The 21809-nt window shown below is 48.3% G+C and carries 21 protein-coding genes, 12 tRNA genes and 1 riboswitch; of the genes, 32 read left to right on the forward strand and 1 reads right to left on the reverse strand.

Going from position 1 to position 21809, the window contains the following annotated elements; genetic code table 11:
- The first annotated feature begins 33 nt into the window (after positions 1–33).
- From AC58UW_RS25730 to AC58UW_RS25825, 20 genes are all read left to right on the forward strand, one after another.
- Positions 34–109: transfer RNA gene (locus tag AC58UW_RS25730), tRNA-Asn, on the forward strand.
- 26 nt (positions 110–135) lie between these two features.
- Positions 136–227, forward strand: a tRNA-Ser gene (locus tag AC58UW_RS25735).
- Between the two features lie 38 nt (positions 228–265).
- Positions 266–340 (forward strand) — tRNA-Glu (locus tag AC58UW_RS25740).
- Between the two features lie 26 nt (positions 341–366).
- Positions 367–439: transfer RNA gene (locus AC58UW_RS25745), tRNA-Val, on the forward strand.
- A gap of 18 nt (positions 440–457) precedes the next feature.
- A tRNA-Met gene (locus AC58UW_RS25750) sits at positions 458–534 on the forward strand.
- Positions 535–563: 29 nt separating this feature from the next.
- Positions 564–640: transfer RNA gene (locus AC58UW_RS25755), tRNA-Asp, on the forward strand.
- A gap of 15 nt (positions 641–655) precedes the next feature.
- A tRNA-Lys gene (locus tag AC58UW_RS25760) sits at positions 656–728 on the forward strand.
- Positions 729–746: 18 nt separating this feature from the next.
- Positions 747–831, forward strand: a tRNA-Leu gene (locus tag AC58UW_RS25765).
- A gap of 142 nt (positions 832–973) precedes the next feature.
- The gene (locus AC58UW_RS25770; protein ID WP_497423421.1) at positions 974–1225 is read left to right on the forward strand and encodes a DUF1450 domain-containing protein; all 252 of its coding nucleotides are present in this window, start codon (positions 974–976) and stop codon (positions 1223–1225) included.
- 117 nt (positions 1226–1342) lie between these two features.
- Positions 1343–1852 (forward strand): ferritin, encoded by a 510-nt coding sequence (locus AC58UW_RS25775; protein ID WP_497423422.1) that lies wholly within the window; start codon positions 1343–1345, stop codon positions 1850–1852.
- A 134-nt stretch (positions 1853–1986) separates the two neighbouring features.
- Positions 1987–2613 (forward strand): GyrI-like domain-containing protein, encoded by a 627-nt coding sequence (locus AC58UW_RS25780; RefSeq protein WP_497423423.1) that lies wholly within the window; start codon positions 1987–1989, stop codon positions 2611–2613.
- Between the two features lie 49 nt (positions 2614–2662).
- The gene (locus tag AC58UW_RS25785; protein ID WP_497423424.1) at positions 2663–3118 is read left to right on the forward strand and encodes a hypothetical protein; all 456 of its coding nucleotides are present in this window, start codon (positions 2663–2665) and stop codon (positions 3116–3118) included.
- Between the two features lie 13 nt (positions 3119–3131).
- Entirely contained in the window at positions 3132–3830 is a 699-nt protein-coding gene (locus AC58UW_RS25790) for an AIM24 family protein (RefSeq protein WP_497423425.1), read from the forward strand.
- 101 nt (positions 3831–3931) lie between these two features.
- Positions 3932–4006: transfer RNA gene (locus AC58UW_RS25795), tRNA-Gly, on the forward strand.
- 8 nt (positions 4007–4014) lie between these two features.
- Positions 4015–4091, forward strand: a tRNA-Arg gene (locus tag AC58UW_RS25800).
- A gap of 23 nt (positions 4092–4114) precedes the next feature.
- Positions 4115–4188 (forward strand) — tRNA-Pro (locus AC58UW_RS25805).
- 7 nt (positions 4189–4195) lie between these two features.
- A tRNA-Gly gene (locus tag AC58UW_RS25810) sits at positions 4196–4266 on the forward strand.
- A gap of 433 nt (positions 4267–4699) precedes the next feature.
- Positions 4700–5632, forward strand: coding sequence for an aldo/keto reductase (locus tag AC58UW_RS25815; RefSeq protein WP_497423426.1), 933 nt, complete (start codon positions 4700–4702; stop codon positions 5630–5632).
- Positions 5633–5773: 141 nt separating this feature from the next.
- Positions 5774–5923: riboswitch (cyclic di-AMP (ydaO/yuaA leader) on the forward strand.
- Position 5924: 1 nt separating this feature from the next.
- Positions 5925–6824, forward strand: a complete 900-nt coding sequence (locus AC58UW_RS25820) for a C40 family peptidase (RefSeq protein ID WP_497423427.1) — start codon at positions 5925–5927, stop codon at positions 6822–6824.
- Positions 6825–7055: 231 nt separating this feature from the next.
- Positions 7056–7652, forward strand: coding sequence for a hypothetical protein (locus tag AC58UW_RS25825; protein WP_497423428.1), 597 nt, complete (start codon positions 7056–7058; stop codon positions 7650–7652).
- 78 nt (positions 7653–7730) lie between these two features.
- Here AC58UW_RS25825 and AC58UW_RS25830 read toward each other — a convergent pair whose 3' ends face one another.
- The gene (locus tag AC58UW_RS25830; protein ID WP_497423429.1) at positions 7731–8912 is read right to left on the reverse strand and encodes a glycosyltransferase family 2 protein; all 1182 of its coding nucleotides are present in this window, start codon (positions 8910–8912) and stop codon (positions 7731–7733) included.
- 101 nt (positions 8913–9013) lie between these two features.
- Between AC58UW_RS25830 and yyaC the strand changes: the two genes are divergently transcribed.
- The 12 genes from yyaC to AC58UW_RS25890 all read left to right on the forward strand — a co-directional run bounded on the left by yyaC (position 9014) and on the right by AC58UW_RS25890 (position 21808).
- Complete coding sequence (gene yyaC, locus AC58UW_RS25835) at positions 9014–9556, forward strand: spore protease YyaC (RefSeq protein WP_497423430.1); 543 nt, start codon at positions 9014–9016, stop codon at positions 9554–9556.
- A 109-nt stretch (positions 9557–9665) separates the two neighbouring features.
- Entirely contained in the window at positions 9666–11381 is a 1716-nt protein-coding gene (locus AC58UW_RS25840; RefSeq protein ID WP_497423431.1) for an ABC transporter ATP-binding protein, read from the forward strand.
- A 576-nt stretch (positions 11382–11957) separates the two neighbouring features.
- Entirely contained in the window at positions 11958–12407 is a 450-nt protein-coding gene (locus AC58UW_RS25845) for a hypothetical protein (RefSeq protein WP_497423432.1), read from the forward strand.
- Between the two features lie 56 nt (positions 12408–12463).
- Entirely contained in the window at positions 12464–12727 is a 264-nt protein-coding gene (locus tag AC58UW_RS25850) for a hypothetical protein (protein WP_497423433.1), read from the forward strand.
- A gap of 104 nt (positions 12728–12831) precedes the next feature.
- Positions 12832–13719, forward strand: coding sequence for a LysR family transcriptional regulator (locus tag AC58UW_RS25855; RefSeq protein ID WP_497423434.1), 888 nt, complete (start codon positions 12832–12834; stop codon positions 13717–13719).
- A gap of 105 nt (positions 13720–13824) precedes the next feature.
- Entirely contained in the window at positions 13825–14262 is a 438-nt protein-coding gene (locus AC58UW_RS25860) for a rhodanese-like domain-containing protein (protein WP_497423435.1), read from the forward strand.
- Positions 14263–14385: 123 nt separating this feature from the next.
- A complete protein-coding gene (locus tag AC58UW_RS25865) occupies positions 14386–14556 on the forward strand; it encodes a hypothetical protein (RefSeq protein WP_497423436.1) in 171 nt (56 codons plus the stop codon).
- 194 nt (positions 14557–14750) lie between these two features.
- Entirely contained in the window at positions 14751–16757 is a 2007-nt protein-coding gene (locus tag AC58UW_RS25870) for a helix-turn-helix domain-containing protein (RefSeq protein WP_497423437.1), read from the forward strand.
- Between the two features lie 49 nt (positions 16758–16806).
- Positions 16807–17271: a helix-turn-helix transcriptional regulator gene (locus tag AC58UW_RS25875; RefSeq protein ID WP_497423438.1), complete on the forward strand. Its 465-nt coding sequence runs from the start codon at positions 16807–16809 to the stop codon at positions 17269–17271.
- A gap of 130 nt (positions 17272–17401) precedes the next feature.
- Positions 17402–18769 (forward strand): aspartate aminotransferase family protein, encoded by a 1368-nt coding sequence (locus tag AC58UW_RS25880; protein ID WP_497423439.1) that lies wholly within the window; start codon positions 17402–17404, stop codon positions 18767–18769.
- Positions 18770–18803: 34 nt separating this feature from the next.
- The gene (locus AC58UW_RS25885; RefSeq protein WP_497423440.1) at positions 18804–20567 is read left to right on the forward strand and encodes an IucA/IucC family protein; all 1764 of its coding nucleotides are present in this window, start codon (positions 18804–18806) and stop codon (positions 20565–20567) included.
- 2 nt (positions 20568–20569) lie between these two features.
- Positions 20570–21808, forward strand: coding sequence for an MFS transporter (locus tag AC58UW_RS25890; protein WP_497423441.1), 1239 nt, complete (start codon positions 20570–20572; stop codon positions 21806–21808).
- The last annotated feature ends 1 nt before the right edge of the window (position 21809 follow it).

The raw sequence follows: 21809 nt of genomic DNA on the forward strand, positions 1-21809 counted from the left end.
GTTCTGGGAGAGTAGAACGTTGCCAAGCAGTATTCCCTGATAGCTCAGTTGGTAGAGCACTCGACTGTTAATCGAGTTGTCACAGGTTCGAGTCCTGTTCGGGGAGCCATTTTTTATCCTATGCCAGGCTTTCATGGAGAGGTGTCCGAGCTGGCCGAAGGAGCACGATTGGAAATCGTGTAGGCGTCACAAGCGTCTCGAGGGTTCGAATCCCTCTCTCTCCGCCACCTAAAGTACGATTTACAGAAGAAAAGCCTGTTTACGAGGCCCGTTGGTCAAGTGGTTAAGACACCTCCCTTTCACGGAGGTAACAGGGGTTCGAGTCCCCTACGGGTCACCATCAATACCATAGTAGTATATTCCCATGGAGGCTTAGCTCAGCTGGGAGAGCATCTGCCTTACAAGCAGAGGGTCGGCGGTTCGATCCCGTCAGCCTCCATTTTTCCCTTTTTAACGACGCGGGGTGGAGCAGCTCGGTAGCTCGTCGGGCTCATAACCCGAAGGCCGCAGGTTCAAATCCTGCCCCCGCAACCAACCTCTTGATGAGGTCATTTATTTTGTGTGGAGCCGTGGTGTAGAGGCCTAACATGCCTGCCTGTCACGCAGGAGACCGCGGGTTCGAATCCCGTCGGCTCCGCCATTTTTTATGTAGTTTGAGTCATTAGCTCAGTTGGTAGAGCACCTGACTTTTAATCAGGGTGTCGTAGGTTCGAATCCTACATGACTCAGTTTTTTTTTCGTTTTATGCGGTCATGGCGGAATTGGCAGACGCGCACGGTTCAGGTCCGTGTGGGCTAACCCCCCGTGGAGGTTCGAGTCCTCTTGACCGCATCGCAAAGAGCTTTCTTAATTCCTTTTATAGGAGTTAGGAAAGCTCTTTTTTGTACATCCATACCAAATTAGTGTTGACATTGATTATTATTATCATTAATATCAGGTATAGGCGGTATATATGAGCGGTGGAGGTTAAGACATGAAAACGATTAAATACTGCTGTAGAAATGATAAATTCGGATCCAAACAAATATATAAGTCGTTGAAAAATGAATACCCTGATCTGAAGCAAAAGAAGAAGGATTGCCTGGGAAATTGCAAGCATTGCAAGAAAGAGTGCATCGCGATGATCGGTAAAAAGGAGTTAGTTTGTGCCGCTTCGCCTGACTTACTATATGCGCAGCTCAAACAGATTATTGCTGAATCTAAGGCTGAAACCGTAATGGCCTAAATGGTAACCGTTGTAAAATTTATGACTTCCGTTTGTATTTGTATATGAAGTTCTGGTAATCTTGTATGTATGGGGATTTGCAAAAGATAACCATACAGAAAGGATGTGCAGCACATCATGTTAAAAGATGAATTAACGGAAGCTCTCAACGAGCAGATGAACTATGAATTTTACTCCGCGCACGTCTATTTGGCCATAGCTGGTTATTGTGCAGCTGAAAGCTTGGATGGGTTCTCGAACTTTTTTATCGTTCAAGCGGAAGAAGAGAAGTTTCATGCAATGAAGATTTTCAAATTTATTAATGATCGCGGGAAAAAGGTTGCCTTCGCCGGCATGGATACGCCTGTGAATGAGTATGAATCGATCCTCGACGCTTTTGAGCATGCCTACAAGCATGAGCAGGAAGTCACAAGACGTATTTACCATCTGTCTGATTTGGCACTCAACGATCGTGAGCATGCGACTATGCAGTTCCTCAAATGGTTCATTGATGAGCAGGTAGAGGAAGAAGCGATGTTCGACAGCATTATTAGTAAGTTGAAACGAATCGACAAAGACAGCAACGCCTTCTTCATGTTGGATGCGGAATTTGCACAGCGCTCTTTCACTCCACCAACCGGGGAATAATTACATACGATACTAATGAAGACCAAAACTTACTTTTACGCTGTTCATAGCGAAGGGTAGGTTTTTTCTATGTTTACTGACGTATAGCTGTCAGGGTTTATTTTATATACTGAAAGAAAAAAAGGAAGTGCCGCATGGAAAAGTTAGATTTAGCCAGAACCTACAAATCCTATTATACAGCCCCAACCAAACCGCAGCTTATTGAATTTGAACCCATTTGGTATGTGACGATCCAAGGAACTGGGGACCCGAACGGAGATGTCTTCGCAAGTGCGACTGAGGCGCTCTACACCCTTTCTTACAGCATTAAGGGCATTTATAAGATGGAAGAGAAAGACTTCACTGTAGCCAAGCTGGAGGGCTTGTGGTGGATAGATGGAGATAACCGGAACGCGCTGGAGGTGCCGAAGGAGCTGTGGTGTTGGAAGCTGCTGATCAGGATGCCCGATTTTGTAACACCAGAGAAGGTGGAGGAAGCCCGAGTTAAAGCTTTAGGCAAGAAAAAAGAGCTAGTGCTGCTTTCGGATATCCAATTTGAAAGTTTGCATGAAGGAAGCTGTGTGCAGATGCTGCATATCGGTCCGTATGCTTCCGAGCCTGAAACACTAAGTCAAATGTATCAATTTATGGAGACGAGCCATGTAAGCATTAGCGGCCTCCACCATGAAATCTATTTATCTGATCCGAGGAAGATGGATCCTTCGAAAATGAAAACTATTTTGCGTTACCCTGTAAAGGCGATAGGAGTGGTGAAGGGGTGATTTATGCTGTAAAATAGAAGGAAATGTCGAATAGCTGGGAGGGAAGGCGATGAGGACAAGTCCTATTTCTGCGATTGGTCATGTGATCGGTGTTCTAGTGATTGGGGTAGGGCTTATGTTCCCTTCCTCTGCAGTCCAAGCCTCCTGGCTCGATCGGGTGAAAGATATCTATCAGCTGCCTGAGAATGTGGAGCAGATTCAGAAAGATTACGAGGCAACGAAACAGCAATTAGAGGAGCAAAAGGACAAGCTCTCGGAAACGATTCGGCATTCGCAGGAAACCGAGGCAAAGCTCCTTCAACAAAACGAAGCGCTGCAAAAGGAAAATGAACTCCTGCAAGAGCGCTTAAAGGCCATGGAACAAGTTGCGTTAGATAAAGAGAAACGGAATCGTAAGATAACGAATATGGTTATCGCGGTGGTTGTGCTAGTAGTACTGTATTTTGTACTCGGACGGGTGTTTCGGTATGTGGTCTGGCGGAGACAGAAGCGTCAAATGAGATAGGAGGTCTGAGAGCGTGGAAGTTAATTTCGAACAGGCAAGTTCACACGCAAAAATGGCCACGCTGCGCATCGAGCAGGATGAATCCATTCATGTTCTGCATCCGAACCAAATTGTAGCTTTTCAAGGGAAGTCCGAGCAAAGAGAGGATTCTTTGATGAAGCTGCCCAGCATGTACCGCAAAAAACGTTTGATCCAGTCGCGCGTGCGCGGTCCTGCTCAGCTCATGCTAGGCTTGCCAGAAGGCTACAGTATGTCTGTGGTGCCCATTGGCGATGACGATGATCTTTTGTATGAGTTTCGGCATGTCCTGTTTTATACGGAGGGTGTCAGCTTCACTTCTCACCTGCAAAACGTTAAAAATACGCTGATCACGCAAGACCTCGTGAAAATGCAGTTCAAAGGGCCAGGAACGTTGGGGCTTTTGACCGCTGGTCCCTTGTATCAGATGGCGTTGGATCCGAAGCAGCCTTTATATGTAGATATTAGCTGTCTTATTGCGTATCCGCGGAATGCGGAGCTGCGACTTAGTGTATATGGCAATACCTTAGCGAGTCAGCATATGAATTACCATTGGGAGATGACGGGGCATGGACATGTGCTGCTGCAGCCATGCAAGTCGGATCGCAAGTTGGATGAACATATGAAAAATGACAGCTTGTTGCGGAGAATTGCCCGGGAAGTGCTGCCTTTTGGCGGTATTTTTATAAAATAATGCATTGGTAACAAAAAACATTTGCATTTGTTCTCAAATCCTGATATATTATTCCTTGTCGCCTCTGGGAAAGAAATCAAGTGACATGCATGATATACCGTGCGGAAGTGGCTCAGCGGTAGAGCATCGCCTTGCCAAGGCGAGGGTCGCGGGTTCGATCCCCGTCTTCCGCTCCATATTTTAAGCGCCCTTAGCTCAGCTGGATAGAGTATTTGACTACGAATCAAAAGGTCGGGAGTTCGAATCTCTCAGGGCGCGCCATTTTTATTAAGTTACAAGCGTTTCGGGATGTAGCTCAGCTTGGTAGAGCACCTGCTTTGGGAGCAGGGGGTCGCATGTTCAAATCGTGTCATCCCGATAAATACGCGGGTGTAGTTCAATGGTAGAACTTCAGCCTTCCAAGCTGGTAGCGTGGGTTCGATTCCCATCACCCGCTTCACACAAAGAATGAGTCACCTTCGGGTGGCTTTTTCTTTGTTACGGGGAAGGAAGAGAACCCCAGAGGGTTCGACCGCCCGTGAAGACAACTTGAGTAATCCTGTGTAGGGGAGAGGGAACTGGAGTCCGCTATTTCGGACAAATCGACCTGTTTCCCCGACTAAGGGGAACTACAGGGCGTTATTTGTTCTTTTAGGCGAGTTTATTTCCATAAGCGGCGTATTAGCGGACCATAGTTCCCACGAATCGGTGATTGTACCGTTTAAAAAGGTAAATAGAGGCCATGTAGTTCCGTTTGCAGCTAAGGAAAGCTGCACGGCTGGATGCCTGAGCTCGCACATTTCTTGGCAAAAGCAGATGAAAGCGGTATACTTATTTTGTTAACGTGTGCATTATCGTGAGACGATATCAATGAAATGAGGTCGACGACTATGAAGGCGAAAAAGCTTGGAAATGCGGGTTTTGACATCTCAAACATAACCTTTGGCTGTTGGGAGCTCGGAGGAGGTCCATGGGAGTTCACAAACGACCAAAATAATATCGAGCTCATCCGTAAAGCATTCGAGCTGGGTATCACAACGTTTGATACGGCTGAAGGTTACGGCAATGGACACTCGGAAGAGATCGTTGGCGATGCTTTGGCAGATATACGCAACCAATGCATCATTACGACGAAGGTGAGCCGAAGCAATCTAGCTCGTCAAGATGTACGGAGATCAGCGGAAAACAGCTTGAAACGGCTGAAGACAGATTACATAGACGTGTATTACATCCACTGGCCGAGTTTTGAGATCCCGGTGCAGGATACACTTGCTGAATTTGTGAAGCTCAAAAAAGAAGGCTTGATTCGTGCCATCGGTGTTTCGAACTTCTCTTTGGAGCAGCTGAAAGAGGCAGTGAATTATGCGCAAATCGATGTGATTCAGCCAGAGTACAGCTTGCTGCACAGAGCCATTGAGCAAGAGATCTTGCCTTTTTGCCAGGAACATAACGTTGGTGTGATGAGCTATAGCTCGATCGCCAAGGGGATTCTGACAGGTGCTTTCCATCTCCATGGAAAGACGTTGAAAGAAGGAGACTTCCGCAAGGAGAGAAGGCTGTTCCTTCCGGAGCATCTGGAGGCGGAGAAAGAGCTTTTAGCTGTCATGAAAGAATTGGCTGATTCCAAGGACGCTAACGTGACTCAGATCGCGATTGCATGGCTGCTGCACCAGGAAGCACTTACTTCGGCTATAATAGGCACACAGGATGAGCATCACCTTGCAATTAATATCAAAGCAGCCTCATTATCATTATCCGCCTCAGAGCTGGAAACTTTGAACATAGTCAGCGATCGTGCGCTGTCAGTAATTGGCTACTCTTAGCAGCAAAACCACCCGACGGGGTGGTTTTTTTGTTGCGTATTATGTTGAGTGAGATGTATGCATTATGCGACAACTTTCATTGGTAAAACTTACCGTTTTGCAAAGGTTGTACGTACCAATTAAACTATGATAGTCTAACATAGACAAAAAATGCCGAATCTCGGAGCATCAAAAGCTCTGGTACGGGGGACTTCTTTATTTGGGGTGAATGAGCGCTGCTAGCTGAGCGTACTAGGGAAAACCTCTTCCCGAACCCGTCAACTAACCTCGGAGGCGTCAAGGAGGCAAGATTTTGAAATCTTTTTTTTCGCGTCTTATTTGTTCATGCGCAATTTTATGCGCCGCAGTACCGATGTTTACAGCGCACTCCGCTCAGGCCGCTTCAGCGCCTACGGACCGACCTGTAAAAGTTCAAGTCAATGATGAGCTGCTGAAGTTTCCGGAAGTTCAGCCTTACATTGATGACAAAGGCATCATGCAAGTTCCACTCCGGGTGTTATCTGAGAAGCTTGGCTATCAGGTAAGCTGGGAGAAGCAAGAGGATCAAATCGAGGTCACACTGGTTAACAAGCAGCAGTCAATCTTACTGGTAACAGAGCAACAACAAGCGCTAGTGAACAGTAAGAAGATCAGCTTGGAAAGCAGTCCAACCGTGTACCAAGGGAACACTTATGTTCCACTGCGTTTCATCACGGAAACCTTCGGTTCACCAATTGAATGGAATGAAGCCAACCAGATCGCGATTGTGGATGTGGATGGAAAATCGCACAAACCAGCTTGGATTGCACCTCCGCCAGCCCCTAAGGTTGCCGCTCCCGTAGCTCCTGTTGTTCCGTCTGTGAGTGAGCAAATTATTCAAACGGCAAACTCCTATATGGGCGTGCCTTATGTATGGGGCGGTACAACACCGAGAGGATTTGATTGCTCTGGTTTTGTGCGGTTTTTGTATCAAGCGAAGGGGATCGACTTGCCTCGCACCTCAGCGGAGATGCACAGTGAAGCAGGTACGAAAGTCACGGATTTGAAAGCCGGAGACTTAGTGTTTTTTGCTTCAAAAACAGTGAATCACGTGGGCATTTATCTTGGTAATGATCGATTCATTTCAGCGACTACATCCAGAGGCGTGGCTGTGGATAGCCTTTCGAGCGCTTATTGGAGCGCAAGGTATGTCGGAGCGAGAAGAGTTCTGTAAGGATAGGTCTATCGAACACTTGTTTCTATGTTCTTTCGAATGAAAGGCATAGAAGGCAGGTGTTTTTTTTCGTTCGCAGAATAATGCGATTTTTATCGAAATTTTATGGTTTTTAGCCTATAATGAAGAAATGTTTGGAAGATAGAAAGAGCAGGTGAACACGAGCACATGCAATTAGGTGTCTGGAAGAGCTGGTTTCATAAAAAGAGACATTCGAGTATAGCAGATAGCATGTATTCCGTGGATAAGGGTCCTGCAATGCCAGGTGAGGTTCGGGAAGTTATTCAGCAGTTTTTCCATACGTACAATCATTTCAAAGGGGCAAGAAGCCTGCAAACGGATACGTTTATAAAAGAAGTATTTTACGCAACGAAGCAAGATCCGAGAGATCAACGAACAGTGGAAGAAATGGAAGCCTATATTCAACACAAAAATGTGCTGCGATTGCGCTTGAAATCTTATGTAATCGATGAGTATCTAAGCCTAGGCGAAAAAATCTGTATGATTGGTGTTACGCGGGAATTTAACAACAATCACAAGAATCGCGTCTTGTATTTTCTAATTAAAGAGGACAAGTCTTGGAAGTTTCACCATATCGCAAGATCACATCATGGCAAGATTTTAGATAAATTTCAAATTAAAGAACAAACCGGATTCGTCGTAGGCAACGATAAAGCTGCGCTCCTGTTCCTCACACACTCCAATTCATTAGACGCCTCCACGTTTATAACGGGAGATTACGTTCATGCTGAGGGGTATTTGGAAGTGGAACAAGAGCCGAGCAACCATTTGTACTATCGGGTTGTACGAATGAATCGTGTTCACTAGAACGATAAGATCATGCCACAAACCGTGAGGGTAAGCTTTGCTCTGTCGAGTAACGCTTATTTGGCGCTTCTCCAGGGGCTACCTTCCACTTCTTTTTAATTCACGAAGCGAATAAAAGGTGCCTCTCCAGTAAATGCCGCCTTGTTTCCAAGTAAGCCAAACAGAGCGAACCATCGTGTAAACAAGCAGCGAAGCGCTGACAGGAAGCAGATAGGCGGAATCACCTCTGAGGCTCATTAATCGGGACATCAGCTTGCGATACAGCCAGATTTGCAGGATAACAGCAAGGGCATAGACGGCTCCGCGCCAATCCCAGAGGAAGAAGAGGCCAAGCCACGGGCCTATAAAAAAGCCGATCTGTCCCAAACAAGCGAGCAAGGCGACGAAGTAGCTGTAGCGAAAGCCGGAAAAAAGGTTTTTTTCCAGTCCAATAACCGCCTCTTTGAGCGAACGATACCATTCCACTTGAAGCAGGTGTTTGGCGGACAGCACTCTTTGGCGGTAACCTGCTCTCTTAAGGAAGATACCTAACTGCAGATCATCATCAGGTCTTAGCGCGATCGCTTTATGCCTACCAATCGCTTCATAGGCGCTCCGGCTTACCATATTGAAGGCTCCGATCCCGATGCCCGGCCCCTTAGCGGTGTCGACATTCGCACGCCAAGGTCGAACGAATAAAGAAAAGGAGAACAGAAAGAAATGGACGAACCCCTTGAGTAAAGCGCCTCGTGCGATCATATTCGGGGTTAGTGTGAGATGGTGCACATTCTGTTCCTTCATATATGTAACCGCATCGGATATCGTACCCGGGGCAAAAAGAATGTCCGCGTCTGTAAACAGCAAGTACTGTCCTCTAGCTTGGAGATACCCTTGGTATAGCGCATGGTTTTTGCCAAGCCAACCATCTGGCAGGTGAGTGATGTGAATGATTTGCAATTTGGTACGGATGTCTTTCTTGCCTTCTGACCATTTGCGAAGCTCCTCCAGGCGGACGCCAGTAGCATCCTTGGACCGATCATTCACGGCGATGATCTCGAGTCGAGGGTAATTTTGGGAAAGTAGATGCCTGAGGGTTTCGCTGATTGACGTTTCCTCTTCTTTGGCTGCGATGATGACGGATACGAGCGGAGGCTTGTCCGGGAAATGGGTGGAGCTAGACTTAGGCAGCGTTCGCAGGTAAGGCAAACCTTGTAACACATCCACAGTGACGTATAACCAATACAGGAGGGTCAGAATAGCGATGATGCCGAGAGTGGACACAGGATACCTCCTTATGGAAGAATAGAAGTTGATCGCATTATATCATTCATCCTTGATAGGGGGAAATTTTGCTGGAAGCTTGTAAGAGGAGGTAATGATAGATGGGGGAAACGTTAGATACAAGGGAGCAATTTTGGAAAAAAATGAATGGCGAGCAGTTGGCTTTCTTTCTTGAAACCATTGGTAAATCATCTGAGATGGAGCCGAGCGCGCTCTGTTTTGTATGTATTGGGACAGATCGTTCAAGCGGCGATGCCTTGGGACCGTTAGTAGGAAGTAAGCTCGTCCAATTTGGATATCCTCATGTCATAGGGACGTTGGAAGCACCTTGTGATGCTAGTAACATCGCGGTACGGCTGCAGGAAATTCCGCAGGGCAGTGTCGTTATTGCGATAGATGCTTGTTTGGGCCAGAAGTTGTCGGTAGGTATGTACCAAGTATCGAATCAGCCCCTAGCGCCAGGCAAGTCGGTTGGCAAAGATTTACCGCATGTTGGTGATTATACAATTGCCGCAATTGTCAACGTGGATGGCCCTAGGCAGTATAATATTTTGCAAACGACGTCGCTTTACAGGGTTATGAATATGGCGGATGAAGCGGCGAGAGCGATTCGGCATGCATTTCCCCTCGCATACACAGAGTGAGTAACAGAACGGAGTGATGAAATTGGGACCAGGCGGTGGAGGACGTCTATCTGATAGGGATAGGCCAAAGGCAAAGCTGAAGGATGTTTCGGTTAAAAGAATTCTGACATTGTTCCGGGGATACTGGGGACAACTACTAGGTATTATCGGGCTGGCGCTGCTTGCAGCAGTGGTCGGATTGATCCCCCCTTTGGTCATGAAGGAGATCATCGATCAGGCGATTCCGCAAGGAAGTATGAAGCTGCTAGCCGAGATGGCGATGCTCATGCTGCTGCTCCCAGTCGTGAGCGGTGTGCTGGGCGTATGGCAAAATCATCTCAACACAAAAGTAACGCAGGGGGTTATTCGGGATTTGGGGCTGACGTTATTTCAAAATTTGCAGCGGCAGTCGATGGCGTTCTACACGGATGCCAGATCAGGCGAAATCGTACAGCGGATCACGGGGGATGTGCAGGCCGTTCAAGGGGTTGTAACCTCGCTTGTGGTGTCTTCCATCACCCAGCTAGTCATTGTTGCGACAACGATTGGAATATTGTTTGCTCTTGATTGGAAATTAGCCATTATCGCTGTGCTGATCCTTCCTCTTTTTATGATGCCGGTTAAAAAAGTATCCAAGCTGCGCAAGGCACTCCGCATCGAAACACAAAAGGTGCGATCGGATATTACCTCGCAGCTAAGTGAAAACTTCGGCATCTCCGGAGCGTTGTTGACCCGTATTTTCGGCAGGGAGCGGCAGCAGGAGGCTGAATTTAAGGCGATGAACCAGAAAGTGATGGATCTGGAGCTGCGGCTCAATCTAGTCGGCCGCTGGTTCGGGATGGCGACGAGTACGCTTGGACCGCTAGGTACAGCCATCATTTACTTATATGGCGGTTTTTCGGTTATCTCCGGCAGCATGTCACTCGGGGCAATCGTAGCTTTCTCGGCCTATCTGGGCCGCTTGTATATGCCTGTAGGCACGCTGCTGAACCTGCAGGTAGAAGTAGGGACGGCGCTGGGCGTGTTTCAGCGGATTTTTGAATACCAGGACATGGTACCCGATGTCATGGATGCTCCTGATGCGCGGCCGCTGAGCCAAGTGGCGGGGCGAGTGGCTTATAAACGGGTCTCCTTCGCTTATAAGCCAGGGCAGTACGCGCTGCGGGACGTCACATTCGAGGCGCAGCCGGGCGAGATGATCGCGCTCGTCGGGCCGAGCGGGGCCGGCAAATCGACGCTGATCGGCATGATCGCGCGGCTGTACGACCCGACGGAGGGGATCGTCGAGGTCGACGGCGTGGACGTCCGCGGCGCTCGGCTTGCTTCGCTGCGCGCGCAAATCGCGTACGTGACGCAGGAATCGTTTCTGTTCCACGCGACGATTGGCGACAACCTGCGCTTCGCGCGGGAGGACGCTACGCGTGAGGAGATGGAGGCCGCGTGCCGCCAGGCCTACATCCACGATTTCATCGTGTCGCTCCCCGAAGGGTACGACACGATGGTCGGAGAGCGCGGGCACCGGCTCTCCGGCGGCGAGCGCCAGCGGATCGCGATTGCTCGCGCGATCCTGAAGCGCCCGCGCATCCTCATCCTCGATGAGGCGACGTCGCACCTGGACTCGGAATCCGAGTCCTATGTGCAAGCGGCGCTCGAGGAGCTGATGCAAGGGCGCACGACGCTCGTGATCGCGCACCGGCTCTCCACGGTGCTGGCCGCCGATCACATTCTGGTGATCGAAGCGGGCAGCGTCGTGGAGCGGGGCACGCACCGCGAGCTGCTGGCGCTTGACGGGCTGTATGCGCGGCTGTACAGCACGCAGTTCGCCAAGACGGGAGAAGAGGCGTAGGGACAGCCCTGGAAGGTCTGGAAAGACCTTCCGGGGTTTTTTGTACCCCGAGGGGAACTAGGGTACGCTATTTTCGCCGAAACCAGGTATTTGGCAGGGGGAAGGGAACTACGATCCTCTATTTTGCCGTTTCCGGCCTAAATAGGCATTCCCGGGGGCGAATAAGACCCTGTAGTTCAAATTCATGGGGGAAACATGCCTATTTTGCCAAATTAGCGCCCTGTAGTTCCCAAATTCTTGGAGGATTTGCTGCATAAACGGCCAAGTATCTGTTATTCCCACATGTCGGTGACAGGACAAGGAGCAAAAACGATGATCGAGATCAACCAAGTGCTGGAGGAAATCGTTACAGATATCGCTCGAGCTGTGTTGTCTGGTGCATGGGAGAGGGGTGGGATTCGAGTGGCTTCGCACGGAGATTTATGAGGAGACCGGTGTCCCGGCGCGGTTCCTGCAGGAAATGGATTGGCTTACTGAGCAGTGGGACAGGCTCCCGGATTTGATTGGCCACCTGTAGTAATCTTCCATGTTTTGGACAAGCTAACTGCAAATAAGAGGCGATGTGAGGGCAGTATTTTGAAAATGCTTATGTGCATGTGGATGGTTATTGTGCTGTTGAACGCTAGCTACATTCCGGTTTCGGCTGCTGACGGGGCGGAGGTGTTTGACATTCGTAAGGGTGAGGTGATGAAGACGATTCCTCATTCGGCTAACCTGCAAAGGGAAGTTGAGAAGTGGCTAACAGCCATTGACGGGCCTGTAGGTTCTTTGAACATCGAGCCAGAAAGCGGAATAGCGATAAAAATTGAGCTTGCGCCACCTTTGAAGATCAACAATCCATGGTTAAAGGGAACGGTTATGCAAGTTGTCTTATTTGTGAGTCAGTCGGATACGTACAGCCCGAAGCTGTTAATTTTCATGCAGGACAATCATGTGATCGCAATGACACTTAAGTATGATTTACACGCATTTTTAAAAATGAATAATCTCTATCGTCCGCAGCTAAACCTGTCCATGCCAAACTAGAACTCTTGCATACGATATATGGAATCGCATTTCTAGTAGGAAGCGGGTGAGGTTTCATGAGAAAAACGCAGGCAGCTAGATTGGAAAACCAGGTGTATTCAAATCGGGTCGCGAGATCGGAATTCGATAAAAACTGGCGAACGGTGATAGGCAGAGGTGGATATATCATCTATATTGCGACGGCTAATCAGGCCAAAGTGACGGTTTTGCTGAATAACGGGTTAAGCAAATTAATCACTTTCAATAAAGGCGGCCGAGTACTGGTTGGCTCTGGGGGCATTAGTCATTATAGTAAACCCCATTATGCCAAAAACCTATAAATAGCAACTAGAAAGATGAAGGCTGCCGAGGTTCGGTGGCTTTTTTATGTGCCATGTGTGGTACGATGTAGATAATATGTTTACATAAAGAAGGGTGATTCATAGTGGAATTAACGTATTTAAAAACCTTTCGGGAAGTGGCCAAATGGGGAAGTTACACACGCGCTGCGGAAGTCCTCGGGTATGCGCAGTCGAGTATTACGACGCAAATTCAAAAGCTGGAGGAATCTTACGGAGCCGTTCTCGTAGAACGATTCGGCAGAAGTATGAAGCTGACGCTTGCTGGCCAGGCGCTTCTACAATATGCCAATGACATCTACAGGCTCCATGAGGAGTCAAAGGAGGTCGTGTCACGGCAGTCCAGAGGCATACTCTCGATTGGCACGATAGAAACGTTAGCCGCTTTTTTTCTTCCGCCGCATCTTCAGACGTACCGCCAACATTTCCCGGAAATCAATGTGACGATTCAACCGGGCAACGAGCCCTCCATTATTGAAGCTGTGAAAGAGGGGACGCTCGATGTGGGCATCATTTTGGACCCGCCTTTTAGAGACCCTGAGCTTCATTGCCGCATTTTAAGGGAAGAAGAGCTGGTCATGATCGCTAGTCCTGAACATAAATTTGCCCGTGTAAACGAAGTGCAGATTGGAGATCTGGAAAAAGAATCGTTAATTTTAACGGAAGAGGGCTGCACGTACAGGGCTATGCTGCTCAGGACACTCAAAAGTAATCAAATACCCTATTCCTTGTCTTATGAGTTTGGAAACTTAGAAGCAATCAAGCAGTGCGTCATGTACGGACTTGGCATTGCCTTATTGCCGCGCATCGTTGTTGCTGAAGATATTCAGAGGGGCCGGGTTATCGCGATTCCGCTTGTGCATCCAGATTTTAAGTTCTATACACAGCTTATTTACTCGAAGAAAAAGTGGCAGTCCAAAGCGTTTACCGGCTTCTTAGACGTTCTCGACGATTCTAATTATCAGAATGAATGAAGTATAGGTTCAAATTCTATCGATAACTCCATGGTTTGGGATCGTGTTATAGTCAATTCAAGTCATTCAACGATTGAAAATAACACTCAAATGGAGGTATTCACTATGAATAATCAACCTGCATTATCGCTTGTACTTGAAACACCTGCTGCCTTACCAGAGGCTGTACATCGCCATTATATGAACAAATTATCGGTAGAAACAGATGTAGCGGATGTGAGCTATGATATGCAGCATGGGGTCAATGATTTCTTACTGATCGATGTGAGAAGCAGTAAGGCGTATACGGACTGTCATATCCCTGGTGCCATCAATTTGCCTTCAAACCAGATTAATGAAAAGACCACGGTTGCTTTTTCCAAAGACCAAGTGATTGTTGTCTACTGCTGGGGACCCGCATGCAATGGAGGCACGAAAGGTGCAGCCCGCTTATCGGGGCTTGGATTTAAAGTGAAAGAAATGTTAGGCGGAATCGAGTATTGGCGCAAGGAAGGGAACGAGGTAGAGGGCATATTAGGGCAGGCGGCTCCATTAATCGGATAATGTTTACTCGGCGTTACTTACAAGTAATCCATCCACTCAGGGGTCCCGCTCCAAAGAGACGATCCATTTGGGCGGCCTTACCTTGGTATAGATGGAAAAATTACCGTTATTCTAAGCTGCTCTGTGGCAGGGGATGAAATAGTGGTAGAAACTCCTGCTAAATCGTCGGCAGTTAGGCGAAATCTACTAGTTCTGGTGAAATTAGCGGTAGAAAATCCAGTTATTTGGGAAAAAACTGATCAATTGCCGAAAATAACAGGAGTAATCGGCATTAATTTTACAAGTAATCCATAGTATTTGCCGATAATTTGAAGAGGCTCTCCCTCGGTCATGTGATGACTTTCAGGGCAGCCTTTTTCTTTTTGGACTGGAGAGGAATGGATATTAAGGGTTTTTCATATAAAACAATTGATATTGATTATCACTATCAATATAATAAAACTAGTGAATAGGTAATCATCCAACAAATACCAGGAGGTGAACGGGAATTGTCTTTTCAGGAGCAAATCATGCTTTGGAATCATGCGGCACTGAAAGTGCTAGACGTGCGTCGTACGATAATGCAACCAGGTGAAAGTATACATGGTTATCAGCTTCCAGCGAGTGTTTTTCTATATGCATCACGGGGGAGGGCTCAGCTGCTGCTTGATAATAGCGTGTATTCGGCGGATAAATGTCATGTTTGTCATGCAGGCAAAGGCACCTTTCTTGATATTGTCAATGTCTTGGAGACTTTTGAGTATTTTATGGTGTTTTATAAAGCAGTTCTGGCGCTTCCTGCCAGGAAAGATCTGCTGCGACTGCAGGAGAAAAGCAATCCTTTTAAATTGCAGTTTGGATTTATGCCGCAGCATTCGCTATCTTTGTTTTTACAGATGGAAGACATGCATCAACAATGGACGCAGCTTGGCGCATTGGAAAAGTTCCATGTCAAAGCGTTATTTCATCAGTTTGTCTATGAGATGCTGCAGCAGCTACAAGAGCAGGGCAGCGAAATGACAGGTCCGGAGCCTGTCGGTCAAGCGATTCGTTATATGCAGGAACGCTATGCCGAGCAAATTACGCTTCAGGGATTGGCAGATCTGCTGGATTGCAACGGACGGCAACTGCAGCGGCTATTTAAAGCAAAGGTAAGTATGGGGCCGATGGAATATTTGCTGCAGGTTCGATTAGGGAAGGCGAAATCGCTTCTGCAGCATACGGAAGTACCCATTGCCGAAATCGCAGAGGACGTCGGATATGCGGATAGCTACTATTTTAGTCGACTATTTAAAAAGCATGTGGGTGTTTCTCCTGGCCGGTTTAGAGAGCAGTCTGGTCAGGCTGATTTCCGTCGCCAAAATCCATTGGTTTTGTCGCAATTGCCCATTGTTCCCAGTAAATTGCATAAGTATAGTGGGTTAGGTGAGGATGAATATCATTATCAAGAAATGGGTGGAGGTATGGCGGCCTATGCCTACTCAAGTCCAAAGTCTTCTATTGCCATTGGCTTCATGCTTTCGCTTGCCTTACTCCTTAGTGTATGCTCAGGGCCGGCTGCTGTAAGCGCTCAAGTGGGTGGGGGGACAGCTCATACGAAAAGAGCTTTGGTGCAGTCCTCGGCAGTAGTCGGAGAGACTTCAGAAAGGACTGCTGCTACCGCTTTACATACAACTCGAACTTTCACTCATCTTAAAGGTGAGCTGTTGTTGGACAAAATACCGGAGAAAATTGTTGTACTGGATGCGCAATATATCGACCAGCTGTTAGCACTCGGGAAACAGCCTGTTGGCACCGTTATTGCTACATCGGATGTATCGGAATTCCCTGCCTATGTCTCTCATCAGCTGAGTGGCATCAAATTGATGGGGACTAAGGAGAAGCCTGATCTCGAAGCGATTAAGCTGGCTGAGCCCGATCTTATTATTTGCACAGAGTTTCAAGCGAATAGGTATGACGAGCTTGTTCAGATTGCGCCAACGCTGTTGTTGGATCGGAATGCGGATTGGCGTTCTACGCTTCAAACGTTTGGGCAGATTTTGGACAAAGAACAGGAGGTACCTGACGTACTGGCATCGTATCATCATAAATTGGCTGCTCTGCGGGAAGCGCTGGCAAGCAGATTGGGCGGCGAGACTGTTGCCCTTATCAGGCCGCGCGATCAGCAGATAAGGCTTCACACGACTGCACATCGCACAGCAGATATCTTGTACAGCGATCTAGGGATTCAAGCTCCAGATTGCGCTAATGATAGCGAGAGTTCTAGCAAATGGATTTCGCTCGAGTCGCTTCAACATGTAGATCGTTTATTAGTTCTAACGGACGATTCCAATAAAGAACTGATCGGTGAATATCACAAAACCGAGGCGTGGCAAGGTCTCCGGGCCGTACAAGCCAATCAAGTGTACGCGGTCAATACGACAATGTGGATCGGATATTACGGACCTATCGCTATTGATCTTATATTGGATGAAATAGAGGAAGCTTTCCTGCAAGAAAATTTGCTGACGGTATAGAGACAATAGTATGAGACTCGCCTACTATATACGGATGGAGAGAGAAAATATGACTTTAACCAAAGTGCGATTGACGATTGATTCCAGTGCCGAGGATGAATTGGCGCGAGCTAAACTGGTCGATTTGCATCAAATTGTCGTTGATCAGGTCATGCGGCTGAAAATGAATGATTCGGTGAAAGTCACGATAGAGTATGGGGGAGCCGATCTGGAGAATCGGCTTTCTTCGCAGACGGTGGCGAGCGGTGAGAATGATGGAGATGATCCGCAAATCGGGAAAATGGATAGCTTGAGTGAAAGGCAGCGGCAAATTGCCGAGATGTTGTGCAACCATTACTCGATTAAACGAATAGCGGAAGAGCTTTATGTGAGCGTAAATACGGTCAAGAAACATATTCAGAATATGAAAAAAGCGCTTGATATCGATGTATCAGGCGCAGATTTTATTTATACGGTGAAGAAAATACTTCAATATGGGGGCAATGAGGATCAGGTCATGCTTCAATCGGAGTAGTGATATTATCTGATTGGAGAATTTACTGTATTCGGACTTGTTTGGTATGCTGATTGTGTTAACTGATAATGATTATCATTATCATAAAAATGAGATCAAAACAAACAACATCTGAAGGAGTGAAGCAATAATGGTTAATCTTACTGTCACGGAACAGTCCCAAAATACGCGTTATCTCGAAAGCCAATCGCAGCGGGAGTCCAATGCGAGATCGTATCCTAGAAGGCTTCCGATTGCGATACAAGAAGCGGAGGGAATTTACGTAAAAGATATGGATGGCAAGGTGTATTACGATTGCCTTGCTGGTGCCGGGACACTTGCGCTCGGTCACAATCATCCTGTTGTCGTTGAGGCAATCAAGGAGATGCTGGACAGCAAGCGACCGCTGCACACGCTGGATCTGACAACTCCGCTGAAGGAGCAGTTCGTGGATGAACTGTTTGCCAGCTTGCCGGAGGAATTCGCTAAGCATGCACGCATCCAGTTCTGCGGTCCGACAGGCGGAGACGCCATCGAAGCTGCGATTAAGCTTGTCAAAACAGCTACGGGCAACCGCAGCATCCTGTCCTTCCAAGGTGGATACCACGGGTCAACGCATGCGGCTATGAGTCTTAGCGGAACGCTTGGGCAGAAAGAGAAGGTGAACGGCCTTATTCCGGACGTACACTTTATGCCATACCCTTACGCCTACCGCTGTCCGTTCGGCGTTGGCGGAGAACAGACGCATGAGCTTTCCTCCCGTTATATCGAAAATTTGCTCGACGATCCCGAAAGCGGCATTGTTTCCCCTGCCGGCATGATTTTCGAAGTCGTGCAAGGCGAAGGAGGGTCTATTCCTGCACCTGTGGAATGGCTTCGCGAAATGCGGAGAATTACACATGAGCGGAATATTCCACTCATAATCGATGAGGTGCAAACTGGACTTGGGCGGACTGGCAAACTGTTTGCATTCGAGCATGCCGGCATCATTCCGGATGTCCTGGTACTGTCCAAAGCGATTGGCGGAAGTTTGCCGCTATCGGTCGTCATTTACAATAGCAAATTGGATGTATGGAAGCCGGGTGCGCATATCGGCACGTTCCGGGGCAATCAGATGGCGATGGCAGCCGGTCTTGCTACACTGAAATTCATCAAGGAGCACGATGTTCCTGGCAAAGTGGAGAAGCTTGGTCAACATCTGCGCAATCACTTGAATGAGCTGAAGCTTGATGTGAACTGCATTGGAGATGTGCGTGGAAGAGGCTTAATGGTCGGCGTAGAAATCGTCAACGCGAAAGCGTCGTTGGACCGACTCGGCCATTATCCCCAGTATCCTGAGCTGGCTAGACGGATACAGCAGGAATGCTTCCACAGAGGCTTAATCTTGGAGGTCGGCGGCAGACACTCCTCCGTCATGCGCTTCTTGCCGCCACTGATCGTTACGCAGCAGCAGTTGGATGAGATTGCGCGCTTGTTCAGTGAAGCTGTTCATGCGGCTTGCGCAGCTTTGGATGCGTGAGCGGAGCGGTAGAGAGAGGAGAGATCGACCACGGATGTTACAACAGCAAACGGACGCAGCCGCGAAAAGCACGGAGCTGGCGGAAATAGCGACCATACGCGCATTACTAAATAGCTATTTGAGAGAGACCGGGGAAAGAGACCCAAGGGCAGCAATCCCCGGTTTACGATATTTCATCGATACTTTTCCTAAGCAAGGCGATCCGTTTATGCTTCATCTTCCGATGATCGGCAAAACGATTACGGGTGCTATGACGTATTACTCGGCTATTGGCCAGCATACGTATGGATCGTTCTTCTATGAAGCGATATCCGGTGGTGTGTTTCGGGAGCTGGACATGGAGCGATTGCTTACGCTGCTGCTTACAGAACTGGGAATCCGTGAAAAGGCTGAAAATGGCCATGGTGACGAACAGCGGGTTAGATCCCGAATCGAGAATAGTTACCGGAAGATGAGCCAGTACATGGAGCATTTTCTTAATCAAAGAGAAGCGGAGCTAGCCTGGAAACCGGTATGCATCCGCTCGGAGCAGTCGCTCTATACCGGTCATCCGTTTCATCCTTATCCGAAAAGCACGGAAGGCTTTGATTTTAGCGAGCTTGCTGCTTACAGTCCTGAGATGGGCGCTTCCTTTCAGCTGCATTATTTCGCAGTCCGCAAGGAATTGGTGCATGAAGAGTGGCTGAATGGCGAAGAAGTCCTGGCGCTTCCGCCTTTTGCGATATTGCATGCCCGCCAGCAGTTAGGTAATGCAGCAAGAAGCTACAAGTTGCTGCCTATGCATCCATGGCAAGCGGTGTATGTGATGCGTCAGCCGCAAGTCCAGGAGAGGATGAAGCAGTCGGATATCATCAGTCTTGGTTTATGCGGTCCTGTCGTATATCCGACTTCTTCGGTAAGAACAGTGTGGGAACCGGCAGGAGGCTACGGCTTCAAGTTGCCGCTGCATGTTCGCATCACGAATCTGCTGCGCGAGAATACGCAGGAGCAAGCAGAACGGACGATGGATGCGGCACGAGTGCTGCATCATCTTAAGAAGGAGTGCAACAACGAGCATTTCCAGATTCTTTCCGAGACGGGTTACAGCAGCGTTAGGTTGGCGGAGATGCCTGAGGAATGGTCAGCATGTTTCACGGTCATTTATCGTCCAATGGAGCTTCCGAACCCATCTACGTACGTGCTGGCCTCGGTGTTAGAAAGCTTGCCAGGTCAAACGGAGCCTAAACTGATCCAGGCAATGAAATTAAGCGGGCAGGGAACACTGCCTGACTTGCGTGAATGGCTGGCTGCGTACTTGCGAATTTCGATGGTATCGCTGCTGCGCCTGTTGGCCGAGCAGGGAATTTCCTTCGAGGCACATTTGCAAAATTCGCTAGTGTCCTTGAAGAATGGCATGCCCGATTGCTTCTATGTGCGTGACCTCGAAGGCGTAAGCATTGACCGCCGCAAAGCAACGGAAGCAGGATGGACCCAGACGCTGCTGGCAGAGAGCAGCCCTGTGCTGTACGAAGAGTCTGAAGCTTGGATGAGGACGAAATATTATTTCTTCGTGAACCATCTTGGTTCACTGGTCCATACGTTAGCGGCATACAGTCGTGAAGGCGAGGAGCATTATTGGCGCATTGTCCAGAATGTGCTCCAGCAAGAGCGTTCAGGAGCAGACGAAAGAATGCTTCCTTATATTAACGATTTACTGCATAGCGAAAGCTTGCCTGCCAAAGCCAACTTCACAAGTTGCTTTTTATCTAGGGGGGAAAGACCGCTGTTTGTTGATATCCCTAATCCGATGAAGGTATAGCTGTGGAGAAATGGAAACGCAACCTGTACATCTTATATGTCGGTCAATTTCTGGCTATGGCCTCAACGAGCAGCATTACCCCCTTTTTACCGCTGTACTTGCAAGATCTTGGGCTTACGGATCCGAAAAAAGTGCTTTTCTGGTCCGGCCTGATCTATGGAGCGAATCTGCTAACGGCCTTTCTCTTCTCTCCGCTATGGGGGAAGTTGGCTGACCGCTATGGGCGCAAAGTCATGCTCGTCCGATCTGGCATTGGCATGGCCGTTACGATTACGCTGATGGGTATTGCAACCAGCCCTGTGCATTTGCTTTTGCTGCGCCTCTTCAATGGTGTTCTTTCCGGATTTGGACCGGCTGCTATCGCCCTTACCGCCACGAATACGCCCAAAGAGCGCAGCGGATATGCGCTGGGTATTCTACACTCCGGGGCGGTAGCCGGTACGATTTGCGGACCGCTGCTAGGCGGTCTGATGGCCGACCATTTCGGTCTGAGAGAGGTATTCTTCTATACCGGCATCAGCATTTTTGTAGCAGCACTGATCGTCATTTTCGGCGTTAAGGAAACGTTCGAGAAGAAAGTAAAAACCGAGAAGAAAACGGATTTGATTCAGGATTTTAAAATGATTGTGGCTAGAAAGCCAATTGCCTCGCTTTTCATCTCCTCCGCCATATTAAGGGCGGCAATGATCGGCACACTGCCGCTCATTCCGCTGTACGTACAGCACTTAGCGACTGGATCTGATAATCTGGTCGTTCTAGCAGGAATTACCTCAGCATCCATGGGGATTGCCAATATGATTACAGCCCCGTATCTGGGCAAGCTGGGCGACAAATTCGGTTCGCATCGTATTTTTATCTATGCGGTACTTGGCGCGATTGTGTTTTCGATCCCGCAGGCGTTTGTCCACCAATTGTGGCAGTTAATTGTATTAAGATTTTGCACCGGCGCTTGCATTGGCGGCATGATGCCGTCGATGAATGTGCTGATTCGGCAGTATGCACCGGTAGGCATGGAGAGCCGGACATACAGTTATGTCAATTGCGCTGTGCTGCTTGGCGGCTTGGCAGGATCACTTGGTATGGGAGTCATAGCGTCGAACTTCGGCTTGCCGATGATCTTCTTGTGTGCAGCCGGATTGCTTATTATCAGTAACATATGGATGAAAATGAAAGTGTTTCCCCACATCACGCCACGTAAGGAATCGGCTGCCTTGGTAGGCGGTCAGGAAATAATCAAATGAG

Source organism: Paenibacillus sp. J22R160 (assembly GCF_059692135.1).